This window comes from Shewanella sp. LC6 (assembly GCF_006385735.2).
Classification (GTDB): domain Bacteria; phylum Pseudomonadota; class Gammaproteobacteria; order Enterobacterales; family Shewanellaceae; genus Shewanella; species Shewanella xiamenensis.
Genome location: NZ_CP043902.1, coordinates 3028091 through 3045802 on the forward strand (window position 1 = coordinate 3028091; position 17712 = coordinate 3045802).

Annotated in this window: 10 protein-coding genes and 1 pseudogene; 7 read left to right on the forward strand and 4 right to left on the reverse strand. The window is 46.9% G+C overall.

Annotation, left to right across the window (positions count from 1 at the left end):
• Positions 1–181: 181 nt before the first annotated feature.
• From FJD32_RS13645 to FJD32_RS13665, 5 genes and pseudogenes are all read left to right on the forward strand, one after another.
• Positions 182–1246, forward strand: a complete 1065-nt coding sequence (locus tag FJD32_RS13645; RefSeq protein WP_037417471.1) for an efflux RND transporter periplasmic adaptor subunit — start codon at positions 182–184, stop codon at positions 1244–1246.
• 12 nt (positions 1247–1258) lie between these two features.
• Positions 1259–3733, forward strand: a pseudogene (locus FJD32_RS13650) (efflux RND transporter permease subunit); the annotation flags it as partial.
• Positions 3734–3832: 99 nt separating this feature from the next.
• The gene (locus FJD32_RS13655) at positions 3833–4732 is read left to right on the forward strand and encodes an IS982 family transposase (protein ID WP_088585327.1); all 900 of its coding nucleotides are present in this window, start codon (positions 3833–3835) and stop codon (positions 4730–4732) included.
• An 18-nt stretch (positions 4733–4750) separates the two neighbouring features.
• Entirely contained in the window at positions 4751–5539 is a 789-nt protein-coding gene (locus FJD32_RS13660) for an efflux RND transporter permease subunit (protein WP_258195971.1), read from the forward strand.
• Entirely contained in the window at positions 5536–8598 is a 3063-nt protein-coding gene (locus FJD32_RS13665) for an efflux RND transporter permease subunit (protein WP_088585730.1), read from the forward strand. The genes FJD32_RS13660 and FJD32_RS13665 overlap by 4 nt, the downstream gene beginning before the upstream one ends.
• Positions 8599–8651: 53 nt before the next feature.
• Here the strand turns inward: FJD32_RS13665 and yqfB are convergent, their stop codons facing one another.
• Complete coding sequence (gene yqfB, locus FJD32_RS13670; RefSeq protein WP_082389657.1) at positions 8652–8966, reverse strand: N(4)-acetylcytidine aminohydrolase; 315 nt, start codon at positions 8964–8966, stop codon at positions 8652–8654.
• Positions 8967–9125: 159 nt separating this feature from the next.
• Between yqfB and FJD32_RS13675 the strand changes: the two genes are divergently transcribed.
• Positions 9126–9329, forward strand: a complete 204-nt coding sequence (locus FJD32_RS13675; RefSeq protein ID WP_037425629.1) for a DUF2986 domain-containing protein — start codon at positions 9126–9128, stop codon at positions 9327–9329.
• Positions 9330–9702: 373 nt separating this feature from the next.
• Here FJD32_RS13675 and FJD32_RS13680 read toward each other — a convergent pair whose 3' ends face one another.
• On the reverse strand, positions 9703–11217 hold the full coding sequence (locus tag FJD32_RS13680) for an MATE family efflux transporter (RefSeq protein ID WP_069454763.1): 1515 nt from the start codon (positions 11215–11217) through the stop codon (positions 9703–9705).
• A gap of 105 nt (positions 11218–11322) precedes the next feature.
• Positions 11323–12573 (reverse strand): MFS transporter, encoded by a 1251-nt coding sequence (locus FJD32_RS13685; protein WP_088585731.1) that lies wholly within the window; start codon positions 12571–12573, stop codon positions 11323–11325.
• A gap of 180 nt (positions 12574–12753) precedes the next feature.
• On the opposite strand from FJD32_RS13685, the gene FJD32_RS13690 reads away from it, so the two are divergent.
• A complete protein-coding gene (locus tag FJD32_RS13690; RefSeq protein ID WP_088585732.1) occupies positions 12754–13635 on the forward strand; it encodes a LysR family transcriptional regulator in 882 nt (293 codons plus the stop codon).
• 92 nt (positions 13636–13727) lie between these two features.
• Here the strand turns inward: FJD32_RS13690 and FJD32_RS13695 are convergent, their stop codons facing one another.
• Positions 13728–17642, reverse strand: a complete 3915-nt coding sequence (locus FJD32_RS13695; RefSeq protein WP_088585733.1) for a S8 family serine peptidase — start codon at positions 17640–17642, stop codon at positions 13728–13730.
• Positions 17643–17712 lie beyond the last annotated feature (70 nt).

Sequence of the window (17712 nt, forward strand, 5' to 3'; positions counted from 1 at the left end):
CACGATGAAAACTTATTTAGCATTTTTCATCACTTTTTAAACTTTTTAGCTACATCTGGCGTATTCATCTTAGCGCAAAATCGTCAAAAATAATAATTAACAAATAAAAACAGTAACTTAATAAATGGCACGTTTTATGCTTATTAGCATCATTATATTCAAACAATAGGTAACAGTTCTTATGGAAAAGTCTAAAATGATTAAGTTCGCCCTACCCGTTTTATTAGTGTCAATGTTGGCGGCTTGTGGTGAAGAGGAAGTAGCTAAAAAAGAAGAAAAATATGCTATTCCCGTTGAAACGACGACCGTGATTCAGGGTAATGTCTCTTCTTTTTACAGTACTACGGCCACCCTTGAAGCCCCACAGGAGGCGAATGTTGTCAGTCGAATCGCTGGCCTAATCGAAGCCATTAATGTGGAAGAAGGCGACCGCGTTAAAAAAGGACAAATACTAGCGGTTATTGATGCCAAACGTCAGCAATATGATTTAGATCGTTCCGAAGCGGAAGTTAAAATCATTGAGCAAGAGTTAAACCGCTTAAAGAAAATGAATAATAAAGAATTTGTTAGCGCTGACTCTATGGCCAAGCTTGAATACAACTTGCAAGCAGCTATTGCTAGACGGGATCTTGCCGAACTACAAGTGAAGGAAAGCCATGTGGTTTCGCCCATTGATGGCATTATTGCCAAGCGGTATGTAAAAGCGGGCAATATGGCTAAAGAGTATGGCGAATTGTTTTATATCGTTAACCAAGATGAATTGCACGGCATTGTGCATCTACCAGAGCAGCAATTAACCAGTTTGCGCTTAGGCCAAGAGGCTCAAGTATTTAGCAATCAACAGAGTAAAAATGCTATCCATGCAACTGTGCTACGTATCAGCCCTGTGGTGGATCCACAAAGCGGCACATTTAAAGTCACCTTGGCCGTACCAAATCAAGACGCCCGCCTAAAAGCGGGGATGTTCACTCGGGTCGAATTAAAATATGACACCCATGAAAATGTGATTACCGTGCCCTACAGCGCCTTAATCAATCAAGATAATAAGCAAGCCTTGTACGTCATTGACGGCACCAATGCTAACCGTCGCGAAGTTCAAATCGGATACCGCGAAGGTGATTTAATTGAAATTGTTTCTGGTATCAAGCCTGGCGAACTCGTCGTTACCCGTGGTCAGCAAAATTTGAAAGACCAGTCCTTAGTTGAAGTCATTACCCCACTCGATTTGGCCTCAGCGAAGAACTGATAGGAGTCTTTCATGTCAATCATTAGCACCTCAGTTAAACGGCCAGTCACGGTATGGATGTTCATGCTGGCCATTATGTTATTCGGTATGGTCGGGTTTTCGCGCTTAGCGGTAAAACTCCTGCCCGATTTAAGCTATCCTACCCTGACGATCCGCACCATGTACGACGGTGCTGCGCCCGTTGAAGTGGAGCAGCTGGTCTCAAAACCCATTGAAGAAGCCGTCGGTGTGGTGAAAGGCTTACGTAAGATCAGCTCTATTTCTCGCTCAGGCATGTCCGATGTGGTACTCGAGTTTGAATGGGGCACTACTATGGATATGGCAAGTCTCGATGTGCGTGAAAAACTCGACACTATCGCCCTGCCGCTTGATGTTAAAAAGCCATTACTACTGCGCTTTAACCCCAACCTTGATCCTATCATGCGCCTAGCGCTGTCTGTACCAAATGCCACTGAGACAGAGCTCAAACAGATGCGCACCTACGCAGAAGAAGAGCTTAAGCGCCGCCTAGAGGCTCTTTCTGGGGTTGCCGCTGTGCGTTTATCCGGCGGTTTAGAACAGGAAGTGCATATTCAGCTCAATCAGGAAAAATTATCCCAACTCAATTTAAATGCCGATGACATTAAGCGTCGCATCAACGAGGAAAACATCAACTTATCTGCGGGCAAAGTGATCCAAGGCGACCGCGAATATCTGGTACGAACCCTTAACCAATTCAATTCATTGGAAGAACTAGGGCATGTGATCGTCTATCGCGACGCACAAACCTTAGTACGTCTATTTGAAGTCGCTACGATTACCGATGCCTTTAAAGAGCGCAGCGATATCACCCGTATCGGTAGCCAAGAATCGATAGAACTGGCTATTTATAAGGAAGGTGATGCAAACACGGTCGCCGTTGCCAAAAAATTGCGCGATGAGCTATTGAAGATCAACAAAGATCCTCAGCAGAACAAACTGGAAGTGATTTACGATCAATCAGAATTTATCGAAAGTGCCGTCAGTGAAGTGACCTCTTCAGCGTTAATAGGCAGCATTTTGTCCATGCTGGTGATTTATCTGTTCCTGCGCAATATTATCCCGACGCTGATTATCTCTATCTCAATCCCCTTCTCGGTGATCGCTACCTTTAACATGATGTACTTTGCCGATATCAGCTTAAACATCATGTCATTAGGTGGTATTGCGCTGGCGATTGGTCTGTTGGTTGACAACGCGATTGTGGTACTCGAAAACATCGACCGCTGTCGCAGTGAAGGCATGAGTAAATTGGATGCTGCGGTCACGGGTACTAAGGAGGTCGCTGGCGCGATTTTCGCCTCGACAATGACGACGCTCGCGGTGTTTGTTCCCTTAGTTTTTGTCGATGGGATTGCTGGCGCCCTCTTTTCAGATCAAGCCTTAACGGTGACCTTTGCGCTCTTGGCCTCCTTGCTAGTTGCCTTAACCTCGATTCCGATGCTGGCCTCACGGGAAGGATTTAAAGCTTTGCCGGAGCTCATGAATAAAACGCCGAAGGAAAAACCGACCACTAAACTTGGCAAATTAAAACACTATAGTGCGACGGTGTTCTCCTTCCCGATTGTGTTGCTATTTAGTTACTTGCCGAGTGCCTTACTCACCTTAGTGTTGATTATTGGCCGCTTCTTTTCGTGGTTGTTTGGCTTAGTGATGCGCCCGCTGAGCAATGGCTTTAATGTTGTGTACCATAGTATCGAGTCTATTTACCATAAGCTACTGGCTTTGGCGCTGCGTAAGCAAATCATGACGTTACTACTGACGATTGGGATCACGGGTGCCTGTATTAGCTTGCTTCCCCGTTTAGGAATGGAATTAATTCCACCGATGAACCAAGGGGAATTCTATGTTGAAATACTGCTACCACCTGGCACAGCTGTGGGTGAAACCGATAGGGTTTTGCAACAACTGGCGATGTCGATTAAAGACAGACCAGAAGTGAAACATGCCTACAGCCAAGCGGGCAGCGGAGGGTTAATGACCTCAGATACCGCTCGTGGCGGCGAAAACTGGGGCAGATTACAGGTCGTACTTGGAGATCACAACGCCTATCATCAGGTGACGCAAGTGCTACGAGACACGGCGCGCCGCATCCCCGAGCTTGAGGCAAAAATCGAGCAACCTGAACTCTTTAGCTTTAAGACGCCATTGGAGATTGAGCTAACAGGCTACGATTTAACCTTACTAAAACGCAGTGCCGATAACCTTGTTAAGGCGTTGTCAGCATCTGATCGCTTTGCCGATGTAAATACTAGCCTGCGTGATGGTCAGCCAGAATTGAGCATCCGTTTCGATCATGCTCGTTTAGCCGCATTAGGAATGGATGCCCCGACGGTTGCCAATCGCATTGCCCAACGTGTTGGTGGCACTGTCGCCAGTCAATATACGGTTCGTGATCGCAAGATTGATATTCTCGTTCGGAGTCAACTGGATGAGCGGGATCAAATTAGCGACATCGATACCTTAATTAACCTGAGCTTCGGATAAGAATTTAGCTCCCAAAAGGAACTAAATGCTCGTTCCCTGATCCGATCATTCGACCAAGAGTGATTAGAAAAAGGAACGAGCATGAACAAACTAGTTGAAACTTACTGTGATGTCGATGATTTCTGTCAGTTATTTATCCCACATTGGCAACGCTTATTGCTTGATAATGGTGAAATGAAGCGTAATAGACCTTGTCGCCTTTCTCCCGCAGAAGTGATGACCATTATCATTCATTTCCATCAATCACATTACCGAGATTTCAAAAATTATTATCTGCACTATGTTTGTCGCCAGCTAAAACCCTATTTTCCAGAGTTGTTGAGCTACACTCGTTTCCTTGCATTAATGCCTAGCGTCGTTGTCCCTATGTGTAGCTATCTGACTTCAAAGCTTGGAAAGCCAACGGGAATTCAGTTTGTCGACTCCACTAAAATTGAAGTCTGTCATATTATTCGAGCGAAGCGAAATAAGGTTTTTGAAGGCATTGCCGAACATGGAAAGGGAACTATGGGCTGGTCGTTTGGATTTAAACTGCATCTTATTATCAATCACTTGGGTGAAATTGTAGCGTTAAAACTGACGAAAGGTAATGTCGATGACAGGCAACCTGTCAGTGAAATGGCTGAGTCTCTTTTTGGTAAGCTTTATGGTGATAAAGGCTATATTAGCCAAGCCCTAACAGGTGAGCTTTTGGAAAAGGGCGTTGAGTTAATCACCACAGTTCGTAAGAACATGAAGAAAAAGTTTATTTCTCTATGGGATAGAGCAATCTTAAAAAAGCGATTCATCATTGAAACAGTGAATGACCAATTGAAGAACATTTCCTATATTGAACACTCAAGACACCGCAGCGAGCATGGGTTCATGCTCAATCTACTTGGTGGATTGATTGCATATTGTTTAAAAGAAGAAAAGCCATCGTTAAATCTAACAGCTCAGGAGCTTGAACTGTTAGATAGCTCTAATTTAGTGCTGGCTTAACCAGATCTGAGGTTAATTATCAACCCTGACAGCTCCCAACCCATAGCCCTTAGTGCAGTAGCAGAAGTATCACTGCAATTAGGCCCATCGGCGATTAACCGTATCAGTCAACAAAGGGTGGCCTTGGTATCGGCAAACCTTGCCTACGGCGACTTAAGTGATGCCGTAGCCCAGGCACAGCAAATCCTGTCTACGCAGGTATTGCCAGCGTCGGTGCAAGCCCGTTTCGGTGGCCAGAATGAGGAAATGGAGCATTCATTCCAATCACTAAAAATTGCATTGATCCTAGCTGTGTTCTTGGTATACCTCGTGATGGCAAGCCAATTTGAGTCACTGCTGCATCCATTGCTCATTTTATTCGCTGTACCAATGGCACTGGCTGGAAGTGTGCTTGGTCTTTATATCACCCAAACCCATCTAAGCGTGGTGGTCTTTATTGGCCTTATCATGCTGGCGGGGATCGTCGTCAATAATGCCATTGTATTAGTGGATAGAATAAATCAACTACGTGCTGAGGGCGTGCAGAAGCTTGAAGCCATAAAAGTCGCAGCGAAATCCCGTCTTCGCCCGATTATGATGACAACGCTCACCACTGTACTAGGTCTGCTCCCTATGGCATTAGGGCTAGGCGATGGCTCAGAAGTCCGTGCACCGATGGCGATTACCGTGATCTTTGGTCTGAGCCTCTCGACCCTGTTGACCCTGATTGTTATCCCAGTGCTCTACGCCCTGTTTGACCGTAAAAAGTTTGAACATACCGCCACAGCGCAAGACAACACGGCAGAAACCGCGGAGGCTCGCCTATGAACCTCACCCGTTTAGCGATAAAACGCCCAGTCACCACCAGCATGTTTTTCTTTGCTATCTTGCTGTTTGGTCTGGCTTCTAGCCGCCTACTGCCGCTCGAAATGTTCCCTGGCATCGATATTCCGCAAATCGTAGTGCAAGTGCCTTACAAAGGCTCAACCCCAGCGGAAGTCGAGCGCGATATCACTAAGGTGCTCGAAGAGTCCCTCGCCACTATGGGCGGTATCGATGAGCTCGAATCCGAATCCTCCCAAGAGGGGGCGGAAATCGAAATCAATATGAAATGGGGCGAAAACGTTGCCACTAAGAGCTTAGAAGCGCGGGAAAAAATCGATGCGGTGCGGCACTTATTGCCCAAGGATGTTGAGCGGGTGTTTATCCGCCAATTCTCCACCGCCGATATGCCAGTATTGACCATACGGATTTCGAGCGACCGCGAGCTTTCTGGCGCATTCGACTTGCTTGATAAGCAGCTTAAGCGCCCGCTGGAGCGGGTCGAAGGGGTGTCTAAAGTCAATCTCTATGGGGTTGAGCAAAAGCAGATTGAGGTCAGGATCAATGCCAACCGTCTTGCCGCTAGTGGTTATTCGGCAACCGAGTTACAGACACGTCTCGGCCGCGAAAACTTTGTACTCAGCGCTGGCACCTTAAGGGAAAGTAATCTGGTTTATCAGGTGTCTCCTAAGGGCGAATTTCGTAATTTAGAGGACATTAAAGCCCTAGTATTATTACCAGGGCTGACCTTAGGTGACGTTGCCGATGTGCAATTTGCGCTACCTGAACGGGTCGAAGGTCGTCACTTAGATAAGCATTACGCCGTGGGTCTGGATGTGTTTAAAGAATCCGGCGCCAACTTAGTGGAAGTGTCTGATCGGGTATTAAAGGTGATTGAGCTTGCCAAGCAAGATCAACAATTCCAAGGTATCCGCTTGTTTATCATGGAAGATCAAGCCTCTGGGGTAAAATCCTCTCTCTCGGATCTGCTGCTGTCGGGATTAATCGGCGCCTTGCTGTCTTTTATCGTCCTGTATTTATTCCTGAGAAACTTCAAGATGACCTTGATTGTGGTGTCATCTGTGCCGATTTCGATAGGTATGACACTGGCCGCCATGTATCTGCTGGGTTACAGCTTAAACATTCTGTCGATGATGGGACTGTTATTGGCGGTCGGTATGCTTATCGATAATGCGGTCGTGGTCACCGAGAGTGTGCTGCAGGAGAAACAAGGCAAAAATACTAAGAGTGTTCAAGACAATGAAAATGCGGTCATGACAGGGGTCGATAAGGTCAGTCTTGCCGTACTTGCGGGCACTATGACCACGGCTATCGTATTTTTACCCAACATCTTTGGGGTTAAAGTCGAGCTCACCATCTTCCTTGAGCATGTGGCGATTGCGATTTGTATTTCGCTGGCGGCCTCACTGTTAGTGGCTAAAACATTAATTCCATTGATGTTAACTAAGTTCCACTTCGATATCACGCCAGAGAAAGCGCCAGGTAAGTTGCAAAACTTCTACAACCGTAGCCTCAATTGGGTGCTACTGCGTCCTTGGCGTTCAGGTCTAATTTCGGTGGCGATTTTAGTATCCACCGCCCTGCCGCTATCGATGGTTAAGCAGGATCAGGAGGACAGCCAAAGCAAGGAGCGCATTTACGTCAACTACCAAGTGGAGGGTCGCCATAACCTCAATGTGACCGAGGCAATGGTGAGCCAAATGGAAGAGTATCTTTATAATAATAAAGAGGAATTCCATATCGACTCAGTGTATAGCTACTATGCGCCCGACGATGCCTCTTCGGTGATTTTGCTGAAAAAAGACTTGCCCATGCCACTGGATGAATTAAAGAAGAAAATCCGCAGCGGTTTTCCTAAATTCTCTATTGCTAAGCCTCAATTTGGCTGGGGCAATGATAACTCGGGCGTACGCGTCACGCTCACTGGTCGCTCCACTTCAGAGCTTATCCATTTGAGTGAGCAAGTATTACCCTTACTCTCCAATATTAAAGGGTTAGTGGATGTGCGCTCCGAAGTAAACGGCGCGCAGCAGGAAGTCGTGATCCGCATAAATCGTCAGATGGCGGCACGACTGGATTTAAAACTCAACGAAGTAGCTTCTAGCATCTCAATGGCATTGCGCGGCTCACCGCTACGCTCATTTAGGCACGATCCTAATGGGGAACTGCGTATCGAAATGGCCTATGAGAAGGAATGGCAAAAATCCCTCGAGAAGCTAAAACAACTGCCGATCGTGCGTATCGACCAACGTTTGTATACCCTTGATAACCTTGCCAGTATCGAGATCCAACCTAGGTTCGATACCATCAAGCACTATAATCGCCAAACTTCGCTTTCTATCGGGGCGAACTTAGATAATCTCACCACAGAGGAAGCCCAAACTAAGATCAAACAAGTGATGGAGAATGTGCGTTTTCCTGATGGCTATAACTATTCGCTACGGGGCGGTTTTGAACGCCAAGATGAAGACCAAAGTATCATGGCAATCAATATGTTACTTGCTATCGCTATGATTTACATCGTGATGGCGGCACTATTTGAGTCCTTGTTATTACCGACGGCCATTATTACCTCAATCCTCTTCTCGATAACGGGTGTGTTTTGGGCGTTGCTGCTCACAGGCACGCCTATGTCGGTCATGGCGATGATCGGTATCCTGATTTTAATGGGCATCGTGGTAAATAACGGTATCGTCTTGGTCGATCAAATCAACCAAATGACACCCGATCTCGATAAGCTGTCGGACACCATTCGCGAAGTGTGTATTACCCGTTTGCGCCCGGTACTGATGACAGTAGGAACAACCGTACTAGGTTTAGTGCCACTGGCGATGGGCGATACCCAAATTGGTGGCGGCGGCCCGCCATATTATCCGATGGCAATTGCCATTATTGGCGGCTTGTCTTTCTCAACCGTAACTAGCCTATATTTGGTGCCATTGTGTTATCAACTCCTCTATAGAATGCGTTACCGCGCCGCAGTCCGACTTGGCGAATCGAATCGTATCGCCCAAAAACTCTTACCGTGGACAGCCAAAGCATGATATGACGGGATAGCTTGACATCACTCATTAAAAAGGCTGCATCGCAGCCTTTATTATTTTGTTAGCACCTTAAAACGGATCATATATAACTGTTCAAGGCCGGGATAAATCTCGGCAATCACCTGGTGCAGTTCGGGTAAGGTCATATTTTCTTGTTGGGCGTGCAGTGTTGTGAGTCCAGACAATGTTATTGGCATTACCTCCAACACTTGGATGTCACAAAACCAACGATGAGTTTCAAAGGTCGACACAGGGAGGATTTGCCCTGGTATCACATGGGATTCAGCTTCATTACGTAACGTAATCGTTTTCTTGCCCATCAAAATATCGTGTTCAAAGCGTTCAAAAAAAGTGATGTCAGTTAACAAGGTTAATCCCTCTATTTATCCAGTCAAAATGCCGATAGTACGGCACAAAATACAGCAAAACATGGTCAGTTTGCGCGATTTAAGTTAGAATTCGACCTCAATTGAGCCATTGGCCTCATATTCCTGCGCTTAGCGGGTGCGAACGACATTAGAGACTTTATGAACAAGAAACAAAAGATCATCAAAAAAATTGCGAAACGTGCTAAAGCCAGACTGAATAAAGTCGATCCAGCCACCATTGGCGCACCCGCAAAATCTGGCTATATCTCTAAGGCTGAACGCGCCAAGATCGCAGCACTTGCTGCGGCTGCAGAAATAGAATCAGCAGCAAGTGAGCCACAAGAGGCAACAACTGAGCAATAATATTGTTTAATAAAAACAAACTTATGCGCTAATAAGACCAATATGTAATGCCACACCAGACTGTGGCATTTTTATTTTAAATAGTCAGTTATTAGGGCCTGTTGACGTTTCAGGGTTATTTTTGCAGCAATGTGGCTGGCTTTTATGCAAGGCAAAGTCCGTGCAGTGTAGTTATTCTACATAAACGGACGATAACGCGGCAGAAAAGCCAGCCAAATGCTGCCCGAAGGGTTCGTCTGGCAAGCCCTTGCTCTTTGTCACTCGTCATTTGAGTAGAATAACTATACATCATTCCTCGTTTCGCGAGCACGTGCTTGCCAGAACGAACAAAATCTAATCTCGAAACATCAACACGCCCTAGTCACTACATACATTAACGCTTAGCATTATCCTGTTGCTCAATAAAGGGTATAACAGGCTCCATTTCTTGCTCTTCCGTCAATTGTGCCATCTGCGCGCAGGAGGATGAAAGAGGGCTAGTTGCACTCGGTAGATTCTGTGCCACCTCATTCGTCATCAATTCGTCCACATCGGCTGCTAAGCCAGCAACACCATGTCCGGTCGATGTCAACGCGACCTTATCAACTAAACGATAGGCAACCCAAACCCCTAAAACACCAAAAAGAATTGAGCCTATTACTTGGCCGATAAGTACCCCATAAACCCCGCCCCACTGCGCGCCCATATACACAAAGGGAACAGTGCCTAAAGTCGCCTTGCCCACATTAAATAAGGTGGAATATTTGGCCTTACCCAAATTATTAAAGGAGGCGTTTGCGACAAATAAAATCCCAGAGAAGATAAAAAACACCGCAATATAGCTGCAGAAAAATTCAATAAGTGCCGCACTATCGCCCTTCATATCAAACAAACTGACGATCTGCGCTTTAAGTAAAAACAAAAGTAACGACATCACCACCACATACAAGGTACAAAATTGAATCGCCTTCGTTAAACTTTCGCGCACCCGATCGAATCGTCCTGCTCCAAAGTTTTGCCCAACAATAGGCCCAATAGCGCCGGATAAGGCAAAAATCATCCCAAAAGTGACAGGCACTAACCTGCCGAGTACCGCCCAACCCGCAACATAAGCATCACCAAAATCCGCAATTGCCCGGGTCACAAACGCATTACCAATTGGTGTGGCAATGTTGGTCAGTATGGCTGGTCCTGCAATGGCGAAAATCGGTTTAAGATCGGCTTTAAAATAGTGAAGATTAAACCTGCCAAGGAGTTGATGTTTGACCACAACACCCCGACCCGCGATGATAAATACCGCAATACGAGCCAATACAGATGCCAGTGCAGCCCCTTCAATCCCCATCGCAAACAGGAAAATAAAAATAGGATCCAGCACAGCATTCACGCCGCCCCCCGCTAAGGTCGACATCATCGAAAGTTTTGCATCTCCCACGGCACGCAGCGCACCGCCAAGGGCCATTGCGAGACAGATGAACGGCAGCGACGGCACCAAAATATACAGATAACTCTCTGCAAGCTCGGCAGTATGACCGCTGGCCCCCACAAGCGTGACTAACTCAGGAATAAAAGTCGTGACCACAATGCTGACCAACACACTAATGATCGTGGTCACCACCGCACTGTTAAGTAATAGGCGTTTCGCTAATTCGATATCCTTAGCGCCGATAGAGCGAGACACCAAGGCCCCGAGCGCAATGGAGAGACCTATGCCAATTGATGTGGTAAAAAATGAAATACTGCCCGCATAACCTACAGCCGCGGCTAATTCATGTTCGCCCAATAAGCTTAAGAAAAATATATCCAGTAAATCGACTACAAATAACGCAGAAATCCCCACCGCAGCGGTTGAACTCATCACGAGAATATGGCGAAGAATTGAACCTTCAACAAACTTAGCTTGGGTCATGGGGGTGTTTTACCTTATTAATTGCAAAAGCAAAGGCCAACACTGAATTGTTGGCCTTTGCTTTTATAGTCATCTATGGGTATTTAGGTCAAGCACTAAAGCAGCTTATGCCGCAATTGGGCTCATCTTCGTTTGGTGATAACGCAGACGACTGATTGACAATGCAATTAACGCAAGCAGCGTTAACGACCCCATCACCACCCCTTGCCATTCGGCTTTATGCCAAAATAACATCAAGTAAGGTCCGCCCAAAGCGGCGCCTAAGTAATAGCAACACAGATACAGCGAAGTGGCCTTGGCGCGATCGCGGCTTGCGCGCATCGCCACAAAAGAGTTGCAACAACTGTGGGTTAAGAAGAATCCACATGCCGTCATCAAAAAGCCCATGCAAATGGTGGCGGTGGTATCAAACAGGGTCAATAAACTGCCCAACAGCATCAAACACCAAGACCATTGATATAACTTGTGCTGACCAAATTTTGCCAGCCACTTAGCGGTAAAATAGGAGGCCACAGTACCACTGGAGTAACACAAAAAAATCAAGGTCGCTTGAAAGCGGCTCCACTCGTAGGGCGAGGCCATCAAATGCAGTTGAATAAAGCTAAATTGATTCACCATCATCATAAAAGTGATCCCACCGATGGCATAGGCTAACCGCATTTGTGGATCGGTTAGATGGTGACTAAAGCCGTAAAAATCTTGAAGTAACCGAGCCCGTTTTGAGACTGAAGGCGCCGAGGTTTGCCCGCCAGATATCGCCTTAGCATCCGCGCCAGATGGCAATAAAAAACTGGTCAAGGCAACACCTGCTAGGGTCACTAAAAACAGCAGCCACATGGACTCCTGCCAAGATAAAAACTGCGACATCAACCCGCCCAGCAGACGCCCAACAATCCCGCCGATACTATTGGCCATAATGTAAATGCCCGCGGCTTTGAGCATAGTGCTTGGCGAGAGTTGCTCCTTAAAATAAGCCATGGCAATGGCAGGCACCGCAGCGAGCAATACGCCTTGTAAAAAACGCACATACACAAGCGCATTAAAGTCCCCAGCCCAAATCAGCAGCAGGTTCGACAATGCCAATAACCAAAGACTCACCACAATCGGCGTATGCCGGCCAATTCTGTCGGACACAACCGCATAAATTAATAGGGAAAATGCCAATGAAAAACTGGTCACAGAGAGAATGAGCGTAGCCTGCGATCCCGATACGGCAAAATGCTCAGCGATCAGCGGTAACATGCCCTGCATCAAATACAGATTGATATATACCACCACGGAAGCCACACACAGTGCCCACATCAGTCGGGTATCACGTTGTTTATTGTCGATAATAGTGTCTAACACGGCTTGCACTTTTAGCCTCGATAACGCCTCACTCTAAGAATAGACAAAGGTTAGCACTGGGCATAACATAACAATAATAGATAATTTATATCGACATTATTGATTTTTGTTATGGCAAATTTTTATAACTGACATGGTTATCGCAAATTGTCGCGCGTAAGCGTGCATCACAAGCAAAAGGCTCACACCATGGATATACGCCAACTTAAACACTTAGATGCACTTGCAAATACTGGCAGTTTTACCGCCGCGGCCAAGAAGCTCAATATGGCGCAGCCTGCCCTGAGTCAAAGTATTAAACGGCTTGAGCAGTCACTTGGAGTGACACTGATTAATCGCACCAGTAATAAGAATGACAAGCACCTCGCGCTCACCGCCGAAGGCTTAGTGCTGCATCAACATGCCACGTTGATCCTAAAACAAATCAAGCAGGCGGAAGCACAAATCCGTGCCATGGCGAATCTCACTTTGGGGGAAGTTCGGATTGCGGTGCCGGGTATGCTGGGCTCCTTCTATCTGCCCTCACGCCTTATGGCGTTTCGTCATCAATATCCCGAGTTAAAGCTGTCACTGTTCGAAGGCGGTACCCGTGACGCACTGCGGATGTTACAACAGGAAGAAGTGGATATTGCTATCATTACTGCCCAAGATCTGCAGAGTGATTTTGATAGCCAATTACTGATCCGTGAGCAGATGGTGATAGCCATGGGCGCCGAGCATCCACTTGCCGAGCATTCTGCCGTGAGCTTAAACGACTTCTTTGACCATGAACTGGTAATGTTCAAAACCGGCTATTTTCACCGCGAGTGGATCCTCTCTCAGGCAAAAGACTTGGGTAAAAAGCCCAATATTGCCTTTGAGACCAATCTGATTAACTTGATCAAACAAATTGTGTCACAGGGATTTGGTATCACTAGCGTACTCGAAATGGCTATCAGTCCTAAGGATGACATCCTCGCGAAACCCTTTGATCCGCCAGTGTTTTTAAATCTGCATATTGCGTGGAAAAAACAGCGCCCCGTCAGCCAAGCCGACCGCGCCTTTGTGGAATTTTTAATGAAAAATCGATAATAAACGGGCAATAAAAAAGGGCCGATAATCTCGGCCCTCATCAAGGTTAACCCTTAAACATGCTAAGGTTAACCGGTTTCAGCTCGAACCACTTAGCGCAGTTTACGGCGACCAAAGGCAAATGGCAGCAGTAATAAACTTAACCAGCCTAAAGCACCACCGTCATCCTTCTTCGGCGGAGTATCGGTAATAGAGACAGATACTAAGCTCGAATCGCTATTGCCGTGGTTATCGGATACCGTCAGTTGGAATGATACGGTTTGTGCCGCGCCATTCACACTTGGCGCCACTAAGTTTAATTTGGCCGCTGCGGGGTCAAAATTAAAGCTTGCGCCACCTAACTGAGTCCACTTGTAGGTCAGCGGATCATTATTCGCATCCGATGATTTACTGGCATCGATAAACAGCGGCTTACCTTCTTGGACTGCGGTTGGCGCTTCAACCTTAGCCACAGGCGCCACTTCCGCAACATCAAACTGATAGCTCTGAGTCAAGGTTTCTGACGACGCGTTATTGACCTTGTTCGACAGGCTTAACTCATTATCAACACCTGCCTTACGTGGAACCAGCTCAAAACTGATGTCTTTCGCTTCAGCGCCCGATGGCATCTCGATCGTCCAAGTGATCTTATTGCCATCTTGCTTACCGTCATGGCTGATGTTAGCCACTTCATGGCCTTCAGGCAGCATAGCTTCTAAGTTATAAACACGTGTTACTTGGGTTTTATTGGCTTCGATACGGGTTTTCATCATCTTAGCCACGCCCGGTGTTAACTGACCGCTCAGCGTATTGCCCAGAGGCGACAGCACATCATCACCGACACGTTCAAAGACGACGGGGAGCTTCACTGGTGCCACTTTGTCATCGCCAGTGGTGAAGGTCAGCATAGCTAAACCATCGTCACCGACTTTGAGCGCATCCTTCCACGTCAGCTTAACGTCAAAGTCATTGGTATCGCCAGAAAGCGTCGCAGTGAGGTTATCCTCAGCCGTGTCATAGAGGGTCAATTGTTTTAAACCAAACACATCATCAGCCGTGGCTGTTGAAGCAGTATAGTTTTGTACAATGACGTAATAAGTGCCCTTAACCGGATTATTGAGTAAGACACTTTCCTGTGAACCATCTCTGGCTGATGAGCCCGCTCGCGCAAGTTTGCTGCCATCGTTTTTATCGAGTAGCACATACATATCAAGATCGGGCGATGTGGTGTAGCTAATTGAGGTTCGGAAATACAGTGCATTTTCATTAACGTCAAACTTAAACACTTTGACGCCATCTTCAAGATCATCTGTATATGAAGCATTATTCGAGTCTTGCTTCACGCTTGACTCCATGATTTGGCTTAGCTTGAGGCCTGTCACTTCGGCGCCAACGCTAGCAAAATCCACCGCCTTTAAGCCTTCAAGAGTGATCTCATCCGCATTACGAGTCGCTTGAATGCTCACCAAGTTTGGCAGGTTACGCTTACCAATCTTAGCCGCAATCGGCATAGTCGCCGTAGGGTAGTTAGCTGACTCGAGCACTAAGTTGCCAAAGCCCCAATCTGCGCCCACTTGCGTTACATCGGCGGTGACAGTAATGGTTTGGCTCGCACCTTTTTTCAGGGTAAAGCTTTCAGGCGATACCGTTAGTGCCAGCTTATCAGTCACCGCTTGGCCCTTCGCCGTCCAGCTACCATCTTGGGTTGCGGTTACGGTACGGGTCCAAGTACAGGTATTCACACAACGAGAATCAGCCATACTAGGCACGTTGAGCTTACGAGGATCGCCGTTCAATAAGGGATTTGCAATTTCATAGTTCAGTGCGCTTTCATCCATCACTAAACCGGCTTTAGCGGCTAAATCCACGCGAATTCGGCCAGCGCCCACGTCAAACGGATCGGCAACGGTTTTAGCATCGGCTTTTTTCATCGCCTGAGCGGTCGTTGCAGTCAGCATTAATGCGGAGCGGATATTGTCCGGCGTCCAATCTTTATGCAGCGACTTTAACAGTGCGCCAGCACCCGCAACATGGGGACTTGCCATTGAAGTGCCCGACATGAGGGTAAAGTCGGCAGGATTTGTGCCCGATTTATCGTGACCAAATTGTTGATCAGAATAAGCAGCGTAAATATCCGAACCAGGCGCGGCCACCGAAGGCACAATCACATCATTGGTCGCATTTGGGCCAATCAGTGAGCCAGCCGATAACACATCGGCCTCACGGCTAATCGCTTGCGGTGTCGGGGTTAAAGTTAACTCTACAGCAGGATTGGCGGCCATGGCCTCGATTAAGGCTACGCCATCGGTGTTACCAATAAATACCGCAGGTACATTTAATTTCTCTAATGCTGACATGGTAAAACGCGCATTACCTTCACCATCACGGTTATACACGATCACCGCTTTAGCACCCGCAGTTAACGCACCCGATACTTTAGTCGCAAAATCGCATGTTCCCCGTTTAATGACCGCTATTTTGTCTTTAAAGGCATCGGCGGGGAAGACTTTACAACCTTCCACATTGGTCGCATCGACAGAGCCAGCAAACACTGGAAGTCCTTTAACCACTTCGGTTTGCACAGGGCCAGAGCCAGGGGTGAATTCAAATGTCTTACCATTAAATTCCAGCTCATGTACCACTTCACGATTGTGAGTCGAGTTAGCCACCGAGGTATACCATGGGGCATTTTTGGGAGTCGAATAAGGTGACTGGGTGATTGCGGCACTGGTTGCGGTTGCTGGACGAGTATTCCCAGCAGCGACTGCAGCAAAAATGCCCGCATTACGCGCCGCTAAAAACCCCTGCTCAGTGGCGCTATTCCATGGATTACCGCCACCACTGATGGAGAAGTTAATCACATCCACGCCATCTTTAATCGCATCATCTATGGCTTTCAGAATCGGTACAGTCGGGCAACCTGAATACTTGTCACCCGCATCCCCAGGTCTACAGATTTGATATGCAATAATGTTTGCATGGGGAGCCACACCAGAGATTTGCGCAAACTTTAAGCCAGTTGCGATACCATCACCTTCTAGCTTACCAACCTCTCCATCAACATAAGGCACATCAAGCAAGATATTCCCTGCCGCGGTGCTGGCCACATGCGAGCCATGACCACCGTAGTCTTCACCATTTTTAGCGGGAGGCGTCGCACCAAAAATCTTTTCGTCGTCATAGATATCGGTGATTTCGGGGTAACTACGCACACCAATCAGCTTATCGTTACACATGCTGGCAAAATCGGTTTTACAATCACCAATATAAATCCCTTGGCCTAAGGGGTTTGTATGGTCATAACCATCCCCGCCAATATCGGCAAACGAGGCATGATCAGAGTTAATCCCTGAGTCGATGATCGCCACAACCACGCCCTCACCCATTGCCTTGGTACCAGTAGCACTACCGTCCCACACCTTTGGGGAGCCGATCAGTGCCTGACTCACATCGGTCTCAAGCTGCTCAATACGCTCACGTTCGATATAAATCACCTCTGGTAGTTCAGCCATTTTTATCGCTTGCGCCTGCGTCATACGCACAGCGATACCATTGAGTGCATATTGGTAGGTGGTTAATGGCTCTAGCGGTGTACCAATCGCTGCGCTGGCACTCGTCAAAAAGCGCTCTTGCTTAACCTTAAGGAAACTAACGTAGTTTTTCACCTCAGGAGCCGCGGCGTTAAGTTTAACATTGCCAGTCTTTCCTGTGCCTTTTGCCTGTGAGGTCGACTGTATATGTTGTGGGCTAGTTGCTTTGAAGCCAGGAATCTCCCCTTGATAATTCGCGACAGCACTGTCACGTAAGCGAACAATATAAGTATGCTCACCTTCGGCAAATTCTGGTTCAGGAATAAATTTTACATCTTGGTTATTAACTGCGGTTAATCTGCCTCGAGTTGAGTCATTTGATAATTCGGCTGGAATATCTAACTGTATTGTTTCACCCGTTGGAGATAATACTGTCTGTGCATTTGCTGCAGATGACAACAGTGCCATAGACACTGCTAGTGCAATTTTTGTTTTCATTGTCGCTTCCTTCGCTATATCGATTTATTTCTATAAAGTTCAATTTTTAATATTTATTCAGTACAGGAAT